The sequence below is a fragment of the Polycladospora coralii genome (assembly GCF_014773435.2).
In the GTDB taxonomy this organism is placed as follows: domain Bacteria; phylum Bacillota; class Bacilli; order Thermoactinomycetales; family Thermoactinomycetaceae; genus Polycladospora; species Polycladospora coralii.
The window spans coordinates 300066-315973 of the sequence record NZ_JACXAG020000002.1; the positions used below are offsets into that span (position 1 = coordinate 300066).

The window sequence follows — 15908 nt, forward strand, 5'->3', positions numbered from 1 at the left end:
GTAAATAGGATTCTATTTTCTGTCATTGTTTATCTGTAAGTTCTTGTCTATTCATAATTTATATCATACTCTATTTCTTATATTTTTTAAAAGAAGTATATATATGATTTTTGAAATAGGCTCTCATTAATGATTAGCAGGTTAATAAAGGAGATAATCGTAAGTGAATAAAAGTAAAAGGATTAAGGATATCATCTACCAGTATTATCCTCAGAATTATAACTGGGGAACTGATTACATCAACTCACTAGAATATCGAAAGCAGCTTCAAGTAAGGAAGAACATGCAAGAAAATGTGGAAAGAAAAGGTAAGATAACGAAATTATTAGCCCAAATCTTTAAAAGGTTTATGGTTGTAGATTGGAGTAATATAGAAGAATACAATTGCTACGAATTTAGAATCTTAATTCACCAAGATCAACCTATTTGGGATGATGATATACAATTAATCAAAAAATTAAATGGAGTTCGATATGATTTGATGCTTTTCATTAGTATTCTAGAAAAATATTATCACTTCTTTTTTGTGGAGACTACTTTTGACGAAAGGAAGAAAGATACATGGTCTTTTCGAAGATTTTTCGAGTGCCCTGACCATATCGTATCATTAGTAGATGTTATGAACACAAAGCTTAAGAAAGATGGTTATTGTGAGCTATCTTATAAGGATGTAAATGAAGTAGTGGATGATGTAGAAACAGAATTATTAAACCGCGGGGAAGTAAAAGTTTTTTCATGTTTATTTACAGATCTTTATCCCTATGAAGATCTGTAAAGTTGAAAGATCATGGATCATGTTAAAGAGCAGGAAATTGTAGAATCATTTTTTGTCAACCGTGTCAAAGCTCGTGTCAATTTTGAATTGTCATCATCTAAGAAAAGATATAGCGCCTTAAGTAGGTTATGTGGATATCCGTTTTCAATAAAAGAGAAGTATTTGATTAAGGTATCGGAATCAAATTTTCATGGTATAGTTCTGCTAAAATTGTTGAAAAAGTATGGTGCCGGTGATCAATGTTATGTTATATCATTTAATGATGAAATTGATGGTAGGTATTTAAAATTAGAAGAGGCAATAGAAAAAGCAGTAGGAAGTGGATTTCCTTCACTTATTTCATGTATTCCGGACAAACTTGCTTATGTAGAAGGTGAACAAAGTTATGGGCCGCCAGGACGCTATATCATTTATAAATAGTAAGTCTATTAACGTGGAGTATAGTTCGTGTGGAGTTTCTATCAAGAAATATTTTAAAAAAGCAAGACGGTCATCAAACACACATCAGCATTGGAATGGATCATTACTTGTGAAGTGGTTTGCGAAATCTTTCCAAATGGGAAAGTAACGCTTTTAGATTATGATGAAAATAGCATTATCTATACACTTACCTATGAGTCATGGATGAGTAAGGAAAGATTTATGATACGCATGAAGAGTAAATAAAAACCCCGAACTTCCATCAAAATGATAAAAGTTCGGGGTTTTTCATACCGCCATTATGAAGGTAAGATGGGTTATCGTATGATTCAAAATCACTTGGCCCATGAGGGCCATCACTACAGCAAATACATGAAGGAACTTGGTCTCTGTTCGATTGTTCACAAGAGAAAACCTTCTTACCAGAAAAGAAAGCGCCATCAAGCTTTTCAAAATCATCTTCTTAACCACATACGGGAGTATGTTGCATCTAAGTGTGAAACAAATGTAGATGCAATAGTAGAAGAATTCTCATATCAGTAAGAATGATGGTATCGTAATTGCTAGTTACACCTATTCGTATGACGAAAATGGCAACCTAACCGATGATGGCGAGAAGAACTATGCATGGGATGTGGCAGGACGACTGACTGCCATCAAGAAAAAGTCGGATGGAAGTACCATCGCTAACTATGACTATGACTATGACGGACGTCGAATTCGTTCCAATGTAAATGGAACCATCACCAATTACGTCTATGATGGGGATAGCATCCGTGTTCTCTATGAGACCAATGCATCCAATCAGATTACACGTTACTACACCTATAATAAAGGAAGAGGGTGGAAGCATAGCTTATTTAAAATTTATCCTAATCATAATAATCATGGAATACACTGGCAAAAAAATAAATGGAGCTATTATAAAGGTAAGTATACAAGGAGTAGCAAAGGTACAAAAAGATGGACATGGTGGGGAAAAAGAATTCGGGGTCGCTGAGTTACATTTAAAGCATCGGTTTGTGAACAGATAGGGATAGCGGTGTAACTGATTACAGACGAATTTAATTTTGGAGTGAGTTGTGGTGTTGTCAATTGAAAAGTAGGAAAAAAAAATATGCATGGGAATTTTAGGTTTTTGTAATGAAGACGAAATGAACTTAAATAGTCTAGATGTTTTTTGGTTCGAACCAGATGATTTCTATATGGCAACATTATGTGAAAATGGAGATTGGGTGGTATGGAGAAATACGGGAGATAATTTATGCCACGATCCAATTTCATTCTCAGCATGGATAGAAGCTGCTATTTTTTTACATAATGAGAGTAGGAGGTTAGATGCAGAATGGAACCCAATTTTCTTCGGCTTTAAAGAAGGCATTGATCCATTTGAAAATGAACCAGATTTTGAGTTCTATCGAGAAATATCAGGTGATTGAACAACTGAAATCATTTAGTAAGTTTATAATATCGAAAACTTATGAATGCTACATGCTATGTAATGAATAGTGGTGCAGATATTTAAGAAGATTTATGATATGCGTGAAGAACAGATAGCAAAACCGAACTTTTATCGATATGACAGAAGTTCGTTTTTTTTTCATACTTAAAGGCACCCATACAAATGCCTGATGGAGAATTAAGAGAGCGGAATACTGGTGGACCCCCCCAAGGTGGAGTGATTAGTCCAGTACTCGCAAATCTCTTCATGCATTACGCATTTGACAAGTGGATGGAGAAACAGAATTTACGGAATCGATGGGTGAGATACGCTGATGACGGAATGATACACTGTTTCACTAAAACAGAAGCCGAAAGGCTTCTCTCATTGTCGGGAAAGTCTCTTTTTTATTATGGAGATAGTTTCCCCTGATAATAAGGCAATCAAATATGTCTCGAAAATTAAAATACAGGCCTTAAAATCGATTTTAGAAAGTCAAAATTGAAATGAGTGACTCGTACAATCAGTAGTGTCGATTAACCAAAAATTGGTGAAAGACTTTCTTCCGCATTGTAGTACCGTAAGGCATTGTAAACAGAGACAATCCAACTTGTTGGAAGAGTTCCATGCTGTAATACGAAGAGGAATATGATCCGATTAAGTTTTTCAAATTGATGATTTGACTTGCAATGGAGGTAGAGCCATTGTCCTATAAAATAGGTAATAAGAGCCGCGTACATTTGACCATAAACAGCATTAGGTGTGGCTCCAAATAAACGAGTTACGTTTAGGTTTTGTTTGATCCACCGAAAAAAGATCTCCACACTCCAACGCATACGATAGAGATCTGCGATCTCTTTTGGAGTAAGATTGATTAAATTTGTGATAACGCGAATAATTTTCCCGCGATTATCTACAAAACTAATGATTCGAAAACGGACATCTGTCGGTTTTATGCCTGACCCGATGTTGGCATAACTATCTCTGTAACATTATCCTCATCTTCAATAATGAGATTGTTCTCATCGTGAAGGATCACATTATTTTTTAAGCGAATAACAAAGATTCGTCCAAATTTTTTAAGTGTTGTAAAATCCTTATATGAGCTATAATCGCGGTCAGCGACTAATACTTCTTTTTGTCTAGCGAAGTTCGTTAGATACTTTGATTCATGTTTTTTGGCGTTTGAAACATCCATGTCTACAGGTAATTCGGTTTGCAGGTCAATTTTCACGAATATCTTGCAAATTAAATTAACAAAAAATGAAATAAGAGATATTACTAAACATGCCGGTCATCAATGTTCTTACCGAATCCCTTCTCACAGATCATTTCATCAATGCCGTATCAGTTTAATACTTCGATCTGTAAATCAAGGTCTTGGTGTGCAGTTGACACATGGGCAGAACCATAAATGGTTCCTCTAACATCCCTCCATATGCTTAATTTTAGATGTTGTTTTAGGGGGATTTTTCTACTGTGACCAAAATTACATCATTATGTGATTAAATATGTTAAATTGAATCGAGTGAAAAAGTGTATTCGTAACTATACATACTAAGAGGAGAATACGAATGAAAAAAATCATTTCAAAATATGTTAGTGTGTTTGCTGTGACTACGTTGTTGCTGACTAGTGGTCTAGGGTTTACACAAAATGAAGTTTTAGCTAGTGAATTTAATTATGCACATTATGCCGAAGCGGTTATTGAACCCGGTATGTACAAGGCTTTTAGTGAGACTCAAGTCAAGTTTACGGAAGGAGATGTCGTCACAATCAGGTATTCAAATCCGGGCGAGCGTAGTTTCCGTGTGTATCTAGGAAGAGGAGAGAACACTAATGAAAAACCGTATTATGCATACCGGAGTATGACAGATAAATATGTCCCAAGAGAGTCAGAGCTTGGTTTATATAATTTCACCATACCGAAAACTGGAACATACACAGTATTTATTCAATGTGTTCAAAGTGAGCGGAATCTATACCCTCGTAACGACAATTGCGCTGGCTGGGTTGACGTAGAAAAATATGTAAATATAGAAGATTTGGGTTGATAATAAATTTTTTCAATAATATATGATATTTATGCATTATTTCATTTACATATAGTGAATGATGAAAAAATAATTTTTCATAATGACAGTGCGAGCAGTCATAAGAAAAATTCCTATGCAAGCGCACTTTCATTTTAACAGACTGACAGAATCTCTTATATAGTAATGAGAAACAGAGTTCTTAGTCATATATAATCGCATGGATATTCGAGATAAAACCAGCAAGCAACCGTAAATACTTGTAACACAAGGACTTTATTCTGCTCAATCAAGGTATACCTTACCTGAATAATTTGAAATGTAGTAGTTTCAAAGCTTGGATTTGTTCAAAGTGGGTTGTTTATTTTACATTTTATGGTTGCGTCTCAGTCGTCAGTGTCTGGTTCTACTCCTAATAAAAAAGGTGGGATTCTTCTATTTCTAGAGGACAACCACCTTTTTTTGAAGCGTGATTCCATTCCTTATTCATCGTCACTGACTCTCTTCTTCAATATCTCGATATCTTCTTGTTGGTATCCCTGCACTTTTTGCACAGGAATATACGGACTCGCATTCCTTTCGCACAAGACGGATACCATCAACGATAACCAATCGCTCACTTTTTCTACGCAATCAAATAGAGCTGACAATTGCAATATAGGACATCTCTGCAGCACATATAATGTTATAACAATGTGTATCGGAGGAATGAAGATGTCTTTTGTTTATGTTTTGAGTCAAGAGAACATAGAAAATCCCCCTGGTAATGTATATGTAATCGATACGAGCACACATGCTGTTATTTCAACGATAAGAATGAGTGAAGTACCGAACTCAATTGCCATCACTCCAAACGGACAATTTGCCTATGTCGGAAACACAGTTTTAATGGGTGGTATACAGACTATTTCTGTAATCGATATTAAATCGAATTTCGTAATCGCTGTCGTTGAATTAGATAGTTTACCAAGTTTCATCGTCATTTCACCCGATGGTCAATTCGTATATGTGGAAACGAATGATGGAATCACTGTGATTGATAGCAAAAAAAACTTGGTAACAGCTACAATAACGATAAATACGGGAATAGCAGTGACATTTGCAATTACTCCAAATGGAAAATTCATCTACTTTCCAGGTTTTGATACTGTTTCGGTGATCGATACCAAATCAAACCATATCATCGCTACCATAGAGACAGCAGGTAATACAGAAGAATTAGCCATCACTCCCAATGGAAAGTTTGTTTATGTTGTAGATGAGGCAGAACAAATCGCAGTGATTGATACAAAGACGCAATCCATAATCGCCACAGTAAATATTGAGGAACGGATTCAAAATATTGTCTTTACTTTAGACAGTCAGTTTGCTTATGTGTCAGATAATGATACAGACACAATTTTCGTTATTGACGTCAAAACGCATGCCCTCATTGCAAGAGTTCGAGGCAAAATGGGAACTGGCAACCTAATCATTACTCCGAATGGGCAGTTTGTTTACGTAGTGAATGAGTTTTCTACTGCTATTACAGTCGTCGATGTCAAAACACATGCTGTTATTGCTACTACTCAGGTTGTTGGAAATCCCATAGATTTAGTCATTACTTCAGATAGCCAGTTCGTTTACGTAGTCAGTATATTAAACCAAGCAGGCATCGTATCGGTCATCGAAGTCAAAACACACTCCGTTATCGCAACCGTTGAAGTGGGACTAAATCCAGTCGCCATCGCTATCACGCCATGAACCAGCCGGGGATTGACGAAACGAATTCATCTTAAAGAGGCGAACTTAACCGTTTTTTTTATTTCTATATAAAAATCAAAATAGATATAATGGGAAATTTGGGTATTTAGTGGCTATGTAAGCTGAATTTTCGTTTTTTTTCAATAATTTGTTCCATAATTCATCCCTAGACCTACTCGTCCATGATTGTGAAAGCTCCTCTCTTTTTCTCCATTCTGGATAAATATTTTTAGTGTATCAGTACAAGCACTGTATGAATTCGTAGGAGAAAACGGAGAAGCAATAAAGCTCAATAGAAATGTCAAAAGTGCTAGAGATAAGGAGGAAAGGTGACATGTGATATGACAAGACTGACACCGAAACAGCAAGCGTTTGTGAAAGCGTACTTGGTTGATTTATACACAACACAAGCGGCTATTCGAGCAGGATACAACACAAAAACAGCCGATCGCATTGGGGCTGAAAACCTCAGAAAACCTCAAATTGAAACTACCATTCAGCAAGCATTGGACGAACATGAAGCTCGAACCGAAGTCACAGCAGACATGGTACTAAAACAGTGAGCAAAGATGGCGTTTGCTGATATCAAGGACGTTGTGACATCGGAGAATGGGGACTACAATCTTGTACGAAGCATTGACTTCCTTTAATATCCTGTCGAATAACCTTTGTACTTGCTTCAGTGGTCTGTTAAAACCAAAGTACTCTTGCATGAGAATCCTCCTTATGGCTGTTCGCACTTCCATTATGATGGATTCTATTTGCAAGGGCTATTCTATTTATTTAACTAGCACCACGGGTTCTAGTTTATTCGATACAAATTAAATGTCTTTTTCAGTTATGAGCTTTTGTAAACTTTAAATAAGCATGTTAGTCTGTTTCATGAGGCTACCTCGCTTTGTTGTGGTGTGGGAACTAACAACTTATACAGCGAGTGGCCTTTTTCCTTTGTATAAAATATCCATAGTATGCCTAATCGACACTACTGTTGTAATATATACCTTTTACACGCTTAACTTATATAGAAGCAAAGGTGCTACAAAAGTATTTGACTATTTAGATGAAATAGAACCGAACTATTGTATACCCATTTCAATTGACGTAAACGAGTATTTACGTACTAGAAAGGTAGCTTCGTGGGTACAAACTTTTATCCAATATAGCTGAGAATACTCCTACCTCTTAGCGTTAGCGTAGGTGGTGAGTAGTTCACAAACATATTCTCTAAAAAAGCATTATGTCTTGAGAGGGCTGTAGCCGTTTGTGCTTCACTACTAGCTTTAGGGTTTCCAACTCAAGTGGTAATTGGAAGAAGAGCAGCCGTGAATGCCTCAAGGAGCTTTGAATGTCAGGCTTGGGTAGAAATAAAATCCATCCCTATAAATGACAACTTTCATGATTTGGTACAGCAAAAGGGTGTATATCAGCAGTTGTATACGCAACAATTTCAAAGTACATAGAAGGAGCAGTCCCAGGATGAGTATTTCTATCTAGGGAACTGCTTAAGTCTTCGTCTTAAATGCTCGTAAATCTGCAAGTTTTCATTGATGCGGGGCATACTAAAAAGAAAACAAAAAGGAAGTGGTGAAAAAATGTGGCGAGCACCGCGTGAAATTGATTTTATGGAGGAAGTTCATTTTCATGGGAGCTATATCCCAAGAAATCTTAACCGATACACGCCAGTCCAATGGGAGTCCCCGATCTTCACGTCGATAGAAAAGGTTCATATAAGAGATGATGATTCAAAAATGCCTTGACCATGGTGCAAGGCATTTTCTAATTGAGCTGCTTTACTGCACTTATGGCTACAAGTACCCAGGCCGCAATAAACGCAAGTCCGCCTATCGGGGTAATCGCGCCTAGTTTTGTGACATCGGTGAGAACCATTACGTATAAGCTACCGGCAAAAAGGATTATGCCTGCGAAAAGGAGCCAGCCAGCCCAAGTAAGTAATGATGTTTGCGAAGGCATCTGAGTCATCAAAATTCCGATCGCAACTAGAGCTAGTGCGTGAATGATATGGTAATGGGCACCGGTTTGCCAATTGGCCAGCATTTTAACAGTTACTTTAGAAGCTAAGCCATGCGCTCCAAAAGCACCGATGGCTACGGCTAGCGCCATGTTTATACTGCCTAGCATTACAAATAGTTTCATGGGGATCACCCTTTCATAAAACAATCCTGTCTATTTTTTAATCCTATACGGTCGTGATCAAGCTATACTATATCACATTCTCTCTGGTGAATTGTATGGCAATAATGGATGGACACATACGTTTTAAAAATAAACCAACTTTTTCTTGACATTTATGAATAAGATCATTAAAATATTTTCTTAAATACAACTTTATTTACACCTGTGAAAGGAAAAGTACTTGTCTATCGAACATGAAGAGAGGAAAATTCGTGGCTGCAAGATTTTCCATGAAACGAGACGAGGAAAGACACCTGGAGGTTCTAATCGAAAATCAAGCAGATGAGTAGAATTAGACGTATTCTTGGCGTTAACAAGACCAAAGTGAAACGCATTCGGATTGCGTTTTAATTAGGGTGGTACCACGGGAAGATTAAACTTCGTTAATCCAATCTCTCGTCCCTGACCATAGCGTCAGTGGCGGGAGATTTTTTAATACTTAAGATTAGGGGTGTGAGTATAGTGGCATATCAGATTCCGCGCGGTACATATGACATTTTGCCTGGCGAGGTAGAGAAGTGGCAATGGGTGGAGGAGCAAATGCGTCATGCTTGTCGGCTATTTCATTACGAAGAAGTGAGAACGCCGATGTTTGAGCAGACTGAACTGTATAAGCGTGGTGTCGGGGAAACGACTGACATCGTAGAAAAAGAGATGTACTCTTTTTCAGATCGCGGAAATCGCCAACTGACATTGCGACCGGAAGGGACAGCAGGTATGGTGCGCTCATTTGTAGAGCACAAAATATATGGCCAACCCCAACCAACAAAATGGTATTATATCGGGCCGATGTTTCGTTACGAGCGACCTCAAGCAGGGCGATCACGTCAATTTCATCAGTTTGGTATTGAAGCATTTGGCAGTATGGACCCTGCGCTTGATGCAGAAGTAATCGCTTTGGGAATGCATTTATTTCAATCACTAGGTCTTGAAGGTGTACGTGTTGAGTTAAATAGTGTAGGCGATGCTGAATCGCGTGCCCGTTATCGTGAAAAATTAATTCAATACTTTGAGCCATATAAAGATGAATTGTCCCCAGAGGCCCAATCACGGCTATATAAGAATCCATTGCGTATTTTAGACAGTAAAGATGCACGCACCAAAGAGATTGCCAGCGCGGCCCCTTCACTATTCGATGATCTTTCTGAAGATAGTAAAATGCATCTCGATCGTGTAAAGCAGTATTTAGATGAAATGGGTGTCCACTATGTGATAAACGACCGCTTAGTGCGTGGTCTAGATTATTACACACAAACCGCATTTGAATATATGCTTGACCTAAAAGGAGCACAGGCAAGTACGATTGGTGGTGGCGGTCGCTACAATGGATTGGTGAAAGAGATAGGTGGCGATGATGTTCCAGGAGTCGGATTTGGCATTGGCATTGAGCGTGTCATGCTTGCATTAGAAGAACAACAAATTCAAGTTCCGAATCAGAATCGATTAGATGGCTACCTAATCACGATGGGAGAGCAAGCAAAGGCAGCTGGGATGAAAGTATTACAAGTTTTACGTGAAGCTGGCTTCCAGGTTGATCGTGATTATTTGGATCGTAAGATGAAAGCACAGTTTAAAGCTGCTGATCGCGCTGGAGCACGTTACGTGTTTATCTTGGGTGAGGAAGAAATCGCCGAAAATAAGATCAAAGTAAAATCGATGGCGACTCAATCGCAAGAAGAAGTTTCGCTGTCAAACTTATTGGATTGGTTAAAGGAGAAGGCATAGGAGGGAAAGATCATGTCACAGATTCGAACGCATCAGATGAGGGATTGTACACGAAAAATACTTGGAGAAACGGTTGTTTTAAATGGTTGGGTGCAGAAAAGACGTAGCTTAGGTGGACTTATTTTTATTGATTTACGTGATCGATCTGGAATCGTCCAAGTGGTCTTTCACCCTGAAACAGCATCACAGGCAGCGGAAATTGCAGAACGTGTCCGTAGTGAATACGTTCTGAGTATAACAGGAAAAGTAGTGGCACGAGAAGCAGGAAACATCAATTCGAACATGGTGACGGGTGAAATAGAAATTGAAGCGGAACACGTTCATATTTTCAATCAAGCAAAGATGACGCCGTTTCTCATTCAGGATGAAGGAGAAGTAGAGGAAGCTCTTCGCTTAAAGTATCGTTACTTAGATTTACGACGCCCTGTGATGCAAAATACCATGATGATTCGTCACAAAGTCATGCAATTTATGCGCCGTTTCCTAGATCAAGCCGGGTTTATTGAAATGGAAACACCTGTACTTACAAAAAGCACACCAGAAGGTGCGCGGGATTACTTAGTGCCAAGTCGTGTGCATGATGGTGAATTTTATGCATTGCCACAATCACCACAGCTGTTTAAACAGTTGTTTATGGTGGCAGGTATGGAGCGGTACTTCCAATTTGCACGTTGTTTTCGTGATGAAGATTTAAGAGCAGATCGCCAACCCGAGTTTACACAACTCGACATAGAAGCCTCTTTTTTACCCATGGAGCAGCTTCTTCCACTGATGGAAGAGATGGTAGCTTCATTATTTAAAGAAGTACTTAATGTAGAAATCGCACAACCCTTTTTGCGTATGACCTATCAAGAAGCGATGGAGCGATTTGGCTCAGATAAGCCCGACTTACGATTTGGAATGGAATTAATTGATTTGTCAGAGGTACTCAAAACGACAAGCTTTAAAGTATTTAGTGGAGCTATCGCAAATGGTGGGCAAGTTAAAGCGATCAAAGTCCCAGAAGCGGCAAGCTGGAGCCGAAAAGAAGTAGAAAAATGGGATCAGATCGCTAAAGACCTCGGAGCGAAAGGGTTAGCTTGGATTGCACTCAAAGAAGAAGGTGTAAAAGGTTCTGTTGCTAAATTTTTATCACGTGAGGAGATTGAGCAGATTACATCTGCCATAAGTGCGCAAACCGGAGATATTCTCTTCTTTGTAGCAGATCAAAAACAGGTTGTCGCTGATGTTTTAGGTGGACTCCGCACGCGCTTAGGGAAAGAACTGGGCTTAGTAGATGAAAAAACGTACCGATTTGTATGGATCACCGAATTTCCATTACTGGAGTACGTTGAAGAAGATGAACGCTATTATGCCATGCATCATCCGTTTACGATGCCGATGGAGTCAGATATTCCATTATTGGAATCCACCCCAGACCAAGTTCGAGCTGAAGCATACGACCTCGTATTAAATGGCTTTGAAATTGGTGGTGGAAGTCAGCGGATTTATCAAGCTGATATTCAAAAGCAAATGTTCCGTGCATTAGGCATTTCTGATGAAGAAGCACGAGAAAAATTTGGCTTCTTGCTCGATGCATTCGAATTTGGAGCACCTCCACATGGTGGCATTGCATTTGGATTTGATCGTCTCATCATGCTGATGTCTGGTCGTAACAATTTACAGGAGTGTATTGCTTTTCCGAAAACTAGAAGTGCAAGATGTTTAATGACGAATGCACCTGCTAAAGTTGATGAAAACCAACTCCAAGAGCTTCATATTCAACTTAGAGATGGAAAAAAATAGCGGAAATCATGTGCTTTTTCCAGATAGGAAACTATTGAAACCAGGGCTCGATTTTGATATTATAAGAACAACAGCAAGAACGTAACAATGTCCTGCGATGTTAGTGATCGCCTTATAGTTTTGAGCCAACACTTTTTATGCGGGAGCTTGAGTCATCTATGTGAGCAAACGCCGTTATTAAAGCGGACTTGTAAACCTAGGTGCAGGGCACCCACCTGCGAGAGCAGGTTCAAAACTTGAGGTGCACGGCATAATGGGACTTTGTTTTTTTTATATTGTTTTTTTAATTTTATTACAACACGATCATTTGATCTTATTTATCTTGGTATTGAATAGATCCATTAATCAGTGGGAACATAAGGAATAAGATTGTTCTTTGAGGGATTAAGTTTATAGATTGCTGGTGGCACAAGGAAACGGAGCGGCGGTTGAATATGAGATTAGGTATTGATATTGACGGTACGATAAAAAACACGCATGAAGCGGCACGAAGCATTTATAATGAAAAGTTAAATCGGAATGTTCAATCCGAGGATATAACCGATTTTTATTTAGATCAAGCCTATGGACTTACACCACAAGAAGGGAAAGCGTTGTGGAGGAGTTTAGAAAGTAAGATTTATACGGTGGGGCTGCCAATGCCCCATGCTTCGGAAGTGTTAAATGATTTAGCATCACAAGGGCACCAAATTACATATATTACAGCACGTCCTGGATTATATAAAATTGAAAAAATTACCAAGCACTGGTTACAGCAACATGGTTTTCCTTATACAGGAGAAAATTTAATTATGAATGCGCAAGATAAAGCAGAAGTAGCGCATAAACTTCAAATTGATTTATTTTTTGAAGATGCGCCTGACCACTTGCAAAACCTAATACGCAAGGGGATCCGTACAGTCATTATGGACGCGAATTATAATCGTGATTTTCCTCACAAAGCTCAGCGTATGGATGATTGGCGTCAAGTTTATGATTTAATAGATCGCTACCGCTAACGGTGGCTTTTTTTGTTGTTCCTGCTAAAATAAGAATAGAGATAGAACATAAAATATCATGCGTGTCGATTAACTAAAATGAGGAAGTGCATGGAGAGCAAAATACACGATGCTAAAACCGAAAATCATGGAAATCGACATACCTAATAAAATAGAGATAAAGGTGCTGAAAAATATATGCTTCTGGGGAAAATTGTCCATCTAAAGTTACTGATGCATACTGATGTAGAAAAATTATATCGAATTATTCAAAGAGACCCATCTATTACCTCTTATTTAATAGGTGGATTGAACACACTAAGGGATTATGAGCGCATTGTAAAAAAAACACTAGCGGAGCATCAAGCAGGCACGGTATTTCCATTTGTGGTCATCGATAACCGCTTTAATCAAATCATTGGCTCTAGTAGGCTCTACAATTATCAAGCGAAAGAACGAACGATTGAGTTAGGCCATACATGGTACGCACCTGAAGCGAGAGGCACATTGGTTAACACGGAATGTAAATGGCTACTCCTTCAGTATGCCTTTGAAACCTTAAATGTGGTACGTGTACAAATAAAAACCGATTTACGTAACCAAAGAGCGCAACGTGCTATTGAGAAATTAGGGGCGGTAAAAGAAGGCGTGTTACGGAATGAAAGACAGCTCGATGACGGATATGTTCGTGACGCCGTTATATATAGCATCATAGCAACGGAATGGTCTGAGGTGTCTGAAAATTTGCAAGCAAGACTGAGCCAATTGATTTAATTCGGATCTAAGAGGGTAGAAGAGGTATACAAAATTCAGATTGTGAACTGCTCACCACTTATGAGCGGAGTAAAGGTGGTGAGCAGATTTGCTTTCAGGAATAATATATTGAAAATACGCAAGAAATAATCTTGAGTAGGCTTCAAATTCGATGATAAACAGGTTAAAATAAATATAGGAGGAATAATCATAAATTTTAAATAATAATCATTCAATTGGAGAGGATGAAAAGATAAATGAGTGAAATAGAAAGATTATGGCACCAAAATTATCCACCTGAAGTGCCTTATTCAGTAGAGTATCCTAAGGTTCCTCTTCCGCAGCTTCTTATCCAAACCGCAAGTGACTTTCCTAACAAAATTTCTATTCGATTTCTAGGTAAAGACCTGACTTTTCAGGAATTATTAAAAGATGTATACCGTTTTGCGCACGCATTAAAGCGGATCGGTGTAGAAAAAGGAGAGCGTATCGGTATTATGCTACCCAACTCCCCACAAGCGGTGATCGCTTATTACGCTTCTCTCATGGTGGGAGCAGTTGTGGTGCAGGTAAATCCCTTGTATACAGAGCGAGAATTAAGGCATCAACTGACCGATTCTGGCATGAAAACCATCATTTGTTTAGATTTGGTTTACAATAAAGTAAAGCGCTTACAATCTGAAACACAATTAGACACGATCGTGGTGACCAGCATGAAAGATTACCTTCCTCCGCTCAAAAAAATATTGTATCCCATAAAAGCCAAAATAGACGGCATGTATGTGAAGTTATCATCTAAGGGAGAGTTTTATCCATTTATGGAACTGATCCAATCATCAGATGATACGCCCATACAGCCTGTATATCATTCATCAGATGACTTAGCTTTGTTACAATATACAGGAGGAACTACTGGACTTGCTAAAGGTGCGATGTTATCTCATGGGAATTTGATTGCCAATATGAGGCAGGCTAGAGCTTGGTTTTACAAAACGGAGCGTGGACAAGGTTCCATTATGGCTGTCATTCCATTTGTGCATGTGTATGGAATGACTACAGTAATGAACTTTGCGATTGCAGAAGGTTTAACCATGGTGATCGTCCCACGTTTTGAAAAAGATTTGTCGCTAATTTTGAAATTAATCGATAAATATAAGCCATCCTTTTTTCCGGGTGCACCTACCACCTATATCGGACTGATCAATCACCCCAAAATTCATCAATATGATTTATCTTCCATTGAGGCTTGTGTAAGCGGTTCATCTTCGCTTCCACATGAAGTACAAGAAAAATTCGAAGAAATAACCAAAGGATTTCTTGTCGAAGGATACGGTTTGACTGAAGCATCTCCCGTAACCCACTCTAATCTCATTTGGGACCGGAAGAAAGTGGGTACGATCGGACTACCGTGGCCAGATACGGATGCGCGGATTGTGAACCCGGAGACGGGTGAACCCGTAGATGTAAACGAACAGGGTGAATTACTGGTAAAAGGGCCACAAATCATGTTAGGTTATTGGAATAATCCGAAAGAGACTGATCAAGTTCTACAAGATGGTTGGCTAAAGACAGGAGATATCGCTCGAATGGATGAAGATGGGTATTTTTACATTGTAGATCGCAAAAAAGATGTAATCATTGCAAGTGGGTTTAATATTTATCCTCGCGAAGTAGAGGAGGTCTTATTTGAACATCCATCTATTCAAGAAGTAGTTGTAATAGGTGCTCCGGATCCTTATCGCGGTGAAACAGTTAAAGCAGTCGTTGTATTTAAAGAAGGGGAATTAGCTTCAGAAGAAGAATTAGATCGATTTGCAAGGGAACGCTTGGTAAAGTATAAAGTGCCGCGTATTTATGAATTCCGCTCTGAATTACCTAAATCTTCTGTTGGTAAAGTATTACGCCGCACGTTAAAGGAAGAAGCACGTCAGCTTTATGAACAACAAGTCGCTGAATCCAAATTAGGTTCATAAATTATCTTCGGGAAGAGCGTATGATTGGTGAACACATCATACGCTCTTCTGTCTGGTCATACAGCAAAACGACGACAGAAAACGAGCTAT

Annotated in this window: 17 protein-coding genes, 1 other RNA gene and 1 other annotated feature; of the genes, 15 read left to right on the plus strand and 3 right to left on the minus strand. The window is 38.6% G+C overall.

From position 1 onward, the window contains the following. Positions 1 to 163 precede the first annotated feature (163 nt). The 5 genes from IC619_RS05625 to IC619_RS05645 all read left to right on the plus strand — a co-directional run bounded on the left by IC619_RS05625 (position 164) and on the right by IC619_RS05645 (position 3068). Complete coding sequence (locus IC619_RS05625) at positions 164 to 775, plus strand: hypothetical protein (protein WP_191139066.1); 612 nt, start codon at positions 164 to 166, stop codon at positions 773 to 775. A gap of 12 nt (positions 776 to 787) precedes the next feature. Beyond that, positions 788 to 1195, plus strand: a complete 408-nt coding sequence (locus IC619_RS05630) for a hypothetical protein (RefSeq protein WP_191139379.1) — start codon at positions 788 to 790, stop codon at positions 1193 to 1195. A 634-nt stretch (positions 1196 to 1829) separates the two neighbouring features. Then, positions 1830 to 2195, plus strand: coding sequence for a hypothetical protein (locus IC619_RS05635; protein ID WP_191139065.1), 366 nt, complete (start codon positions 1830 to 1832; stop codon positions 2193 to 2195). A 121-nt stretch (positions 2196 to 2316) separates the two neighbouring features. After that, complete coding sequence (locus tag IC619_RS05640) at positions 2317 to 2634, plus strand: hypothetical protein (protein WP_191139064.1); 318 nt, start codon at positions 2317 to 2319, stop codon at positions 2632 to 2634. A gap of 185 nt (positions 2635 to 2819) precedes the next feature. Next, entirely contained in the window at positions 2820 to 3068 is a 249-nt protein-coding gene (locus tag IC619_RS05645; protein WP_191139063.1) for a reverse transcriptase domain-containing protein, read from the plus strand. Between the two features lie 104 nt (positions 3069 to 3172). Here IC619_RS05645 and IC619_RS17310 read toward each other — a convergent pair whose 3' ends face one another. Then, positions 3173 to 3604: a transposase gene (locus tag IC619_RS17310; protein ID WP_191139361.1), complete on the minus strand. Its 432-nt coding sequence runs from the start codon at positions 3602 to 3604 to the stop codon at positions 3173 to 3175. After that, the gene (locus IC619_RS17035; RefSeq protein ID WP_191139062.1) at positions 3589 to 3870 is read right to left on the minus strand and encodes a transposase; all 282 of its coding nucleotides are present in this window, start codon (positions 3868 to 3870) and stop codon (positions 3589 to 3591) included. Before IC619_RS17035 ends, IC619_RS17310 begins: the two co-directional genes overlap by 16 nt. A gap of 340 nt (positions 3871 to 4210) precedes the next feature. Here IC619_RS17035 and IC619_RS05660 point away from each other — a divergent pair, with 340 nt between their 5' ends. The 4 genes from IC619_RS05660 to IC619_RS17315 all read left to right on the plus strand — a co-directional run bounded on the left by IC619_RS05660 (position 4211) and on the right by IC619_RS17315 (position 7872). Next, complete coding sequence (locus IC619_RS05660) at positions 4211 to 4690, plus strand: hypothetical protein (protein ID WP_191139061.1); 480 nt, start codon at positions 4211 to 4213, stop codon at positions 4688 to 4690. A gap of 693 nt (positions 4691 to 5383) precedes the next feature. After that, a complete protein-coding gene (locus IC619_RS05665; RefSeq protein WP_191139060.1) occupies positions 5384 to 6412 on the plus strand; it encodes a YncE family protein in 1029 nt (342 codons plus the stop codon). 341 nt (positions 6413 to 6753) lie between these two features. After that, positions 6754 to 6975, plus strand: coding sequence for a terminase small subunit (locus tag IC619_RS05670; RefSeq protein WP_191139059.1), 222 nt, complete (start codon positions 6754 to 6756; stop codon positions 6973 to 6975). A 654-nt stretch (positions 6976 to 7629) separates the two neighbouring features. Then, positions 7630 to 7872: a transglutaminase-like domain-containing protein gene (locus IC619_RS17315; RefSeq protein ID WP_191139360.1), complete on the plus strand. Its 243-nt coding sequence runs from the start codon at positions 7630 to 7632 to the stop codon at positions 7870 to 7872. A gap of 316 nt (positions 7873 to 8188) precedes the next feature. Here IC619_RS17315 and IC619_RS05680 read toward each other — a convergent pair whose 3' ends face one another. Further along, a complete protein-coding gene (locus IC619_RS05680; RefSeq protein ID WP_191139058.1) occupies positions 8189 to 8566 on the minus strand; it encodes a DUF423 domain-containing protein in 378 nt (125 codons plus the stop codon). 195 nt (positions 8567 to 8761) lie between these two features. Beyond that, positions 8762 to 9012 (plus strand) — a binding site (T-box leader). A gap of 55 nt (positions 9013 to 9067) precedes the next feature. On the opposite strand from IC619_RS05680, the gene hisS reads away from it, so the two are divergent. The 6 genes from hisS to IC619_RS05710 all read left to right on the plus strand — a co-directional run bounded on the left by hisS (position 9068) and on the right by IC619_RS05710 (position 15818). Beyond that, on the plus strand, positions 9068 to 10330 hold the full coding sequence (gene hisS, locus IC619_RS05685) for a histidine--tRNA ligase (RefSeq protein WP_191139057.1): 1263 nt from the start codon (positions 9068 to 9070) through the stop codon (positions 10328 to 10330). A 12-nt stretch (positions 10331 to 10342) separates the two neighbouring features. Continuing rightward, positions 10343 to 12115, plus strand: coding sequence for an aspartate--tRNA ligase (gene aspS, locus IC619_RS05690; RefSeq protein WP_191139056.1), 1773 nt, complete (start codon positions 10343 to 10345; stop codon positions 12113 to 12115). Positions 12116 to 12201: 86 nt separating this feature from the next. Further along, positions 12202 to 12379: non-coding RNA, 6S RNA (gene ssrS, locus IC619_RS05695), on the plus strand. A 170-nt stretch (positions 12380 to 12549) separates the two neighbouring features. Further along, the gene (locus tag IC619_RS05700) at positions 12550 to 13113 is read left to right on the plus strand and encodes a 5' nucleotidase, NT5C type (RefSeq protein ID WP_224749504.1); all 564 of its coding nucleotides are present in this window, start codon (positions 12550 to 12552) and stop codon (positions 13111 to 13113) included. A gap of 177 nt (positions 13114 to 13290) precedes the next feature. Beyond that, entirely contained in the window at positions 13291 to 13866 is a 576-nt protein-coding gene (locus tag IC619_RS05705; RefSeq protein ID WP_191139054.1) for a GNAT family N-acetyltransferase, read from the plus strand. Positions 13867 to 14102: 236 nt separating this feature from the next. Further along, the gene (locus tag IC619_RS05710; protein WP_191139053.1) at positions 14103 to 15818 is read left to right on the plus strand and encodes an AMP-binding protein; all 1716 of its coding nucleotides are present in this window, start codon (positions 14103 to 14105) and stop codon (positions 15816 to 15818) included. Positions 15819 to 15908 lie beyond the last annotated feature (90 nt).

Bases quoted from the DNA above. Each gene is read 5' to 3' on its own strand.
- IC619_RS05630 (WP_191139379.1), top strand. From the start codon at position 788: ATGGATCATGTTAAAGAGCAGGAAATTGTAGAATCATTTTTTGTCAAC.
- IC619_RS05640 (WP_191139064.1), top strand. From the start codon at position 2,317: ATGGGAATTTTAGGTTTTTGTAATGAAGACGAAATGAACTTAAATAGT.
- IC619_RS05645 (WP_191139063.1), top strand. From the start codon at position 2,820: ATGCCTGATGGAGAATTAAGAGAGCGGAATACTGGTGGACCCCCCCAA.
- IC619_RS05660 (WP_191139061.1), top strand. From the start codon at position 4,211: ATGAAAAAAATCATTTCAAAATATGTTAGTGTGTTTGCTGTGACTACG.
- IC619_RS05665 (WP_191139060.1), top strand. From the start codon at position 5,384: ATGTCTTTTGTTTATGTTTTGAGTCAAGAGAACATAGAAAATCCCCCT.
- IC619_RS05670 (WP_191139059.1), top strand. From the start codon at position 6,754: ATGACAAGACTGACACCGAAACAGCAAGCGTTTGTGAAAGCGTACTTG.
- IC619_RS05680 (WP_191139058.1), bottom strand. From the start codon at position 8,566: ATGAAACTATTTGTAATGCTAGGCAGTATAAACATGGCGCTAGCCGTA.
- aspS (WP_191139056.1), top strand. From the start codon at position 10,343: ATGTCACAGATTCGAACGCATCAGATGAGGGATTGTACACGAAAAATA.
- IC619_RS05700 (WP_224749504.1), top strand. From the start codon at position 12,550: ATGAGATTAGGTATTGATATTGACGGTACGATAAAAAACACGCATGAA.
- IC619_RS05705 (WP_191139054.1), top strand. From the start codon at position 13,291: ATGCTTCTGGGGAAAATTGTCCATCTAAAGTTACTGATGCATACTGAT.
- IC619_RS05710 (WP_191139053.1), top strand. From the start codon at position 14,103: ATGAGTGAAATAGAAAGATTATGGCACCAAAATTATCCACCTGAAGTG.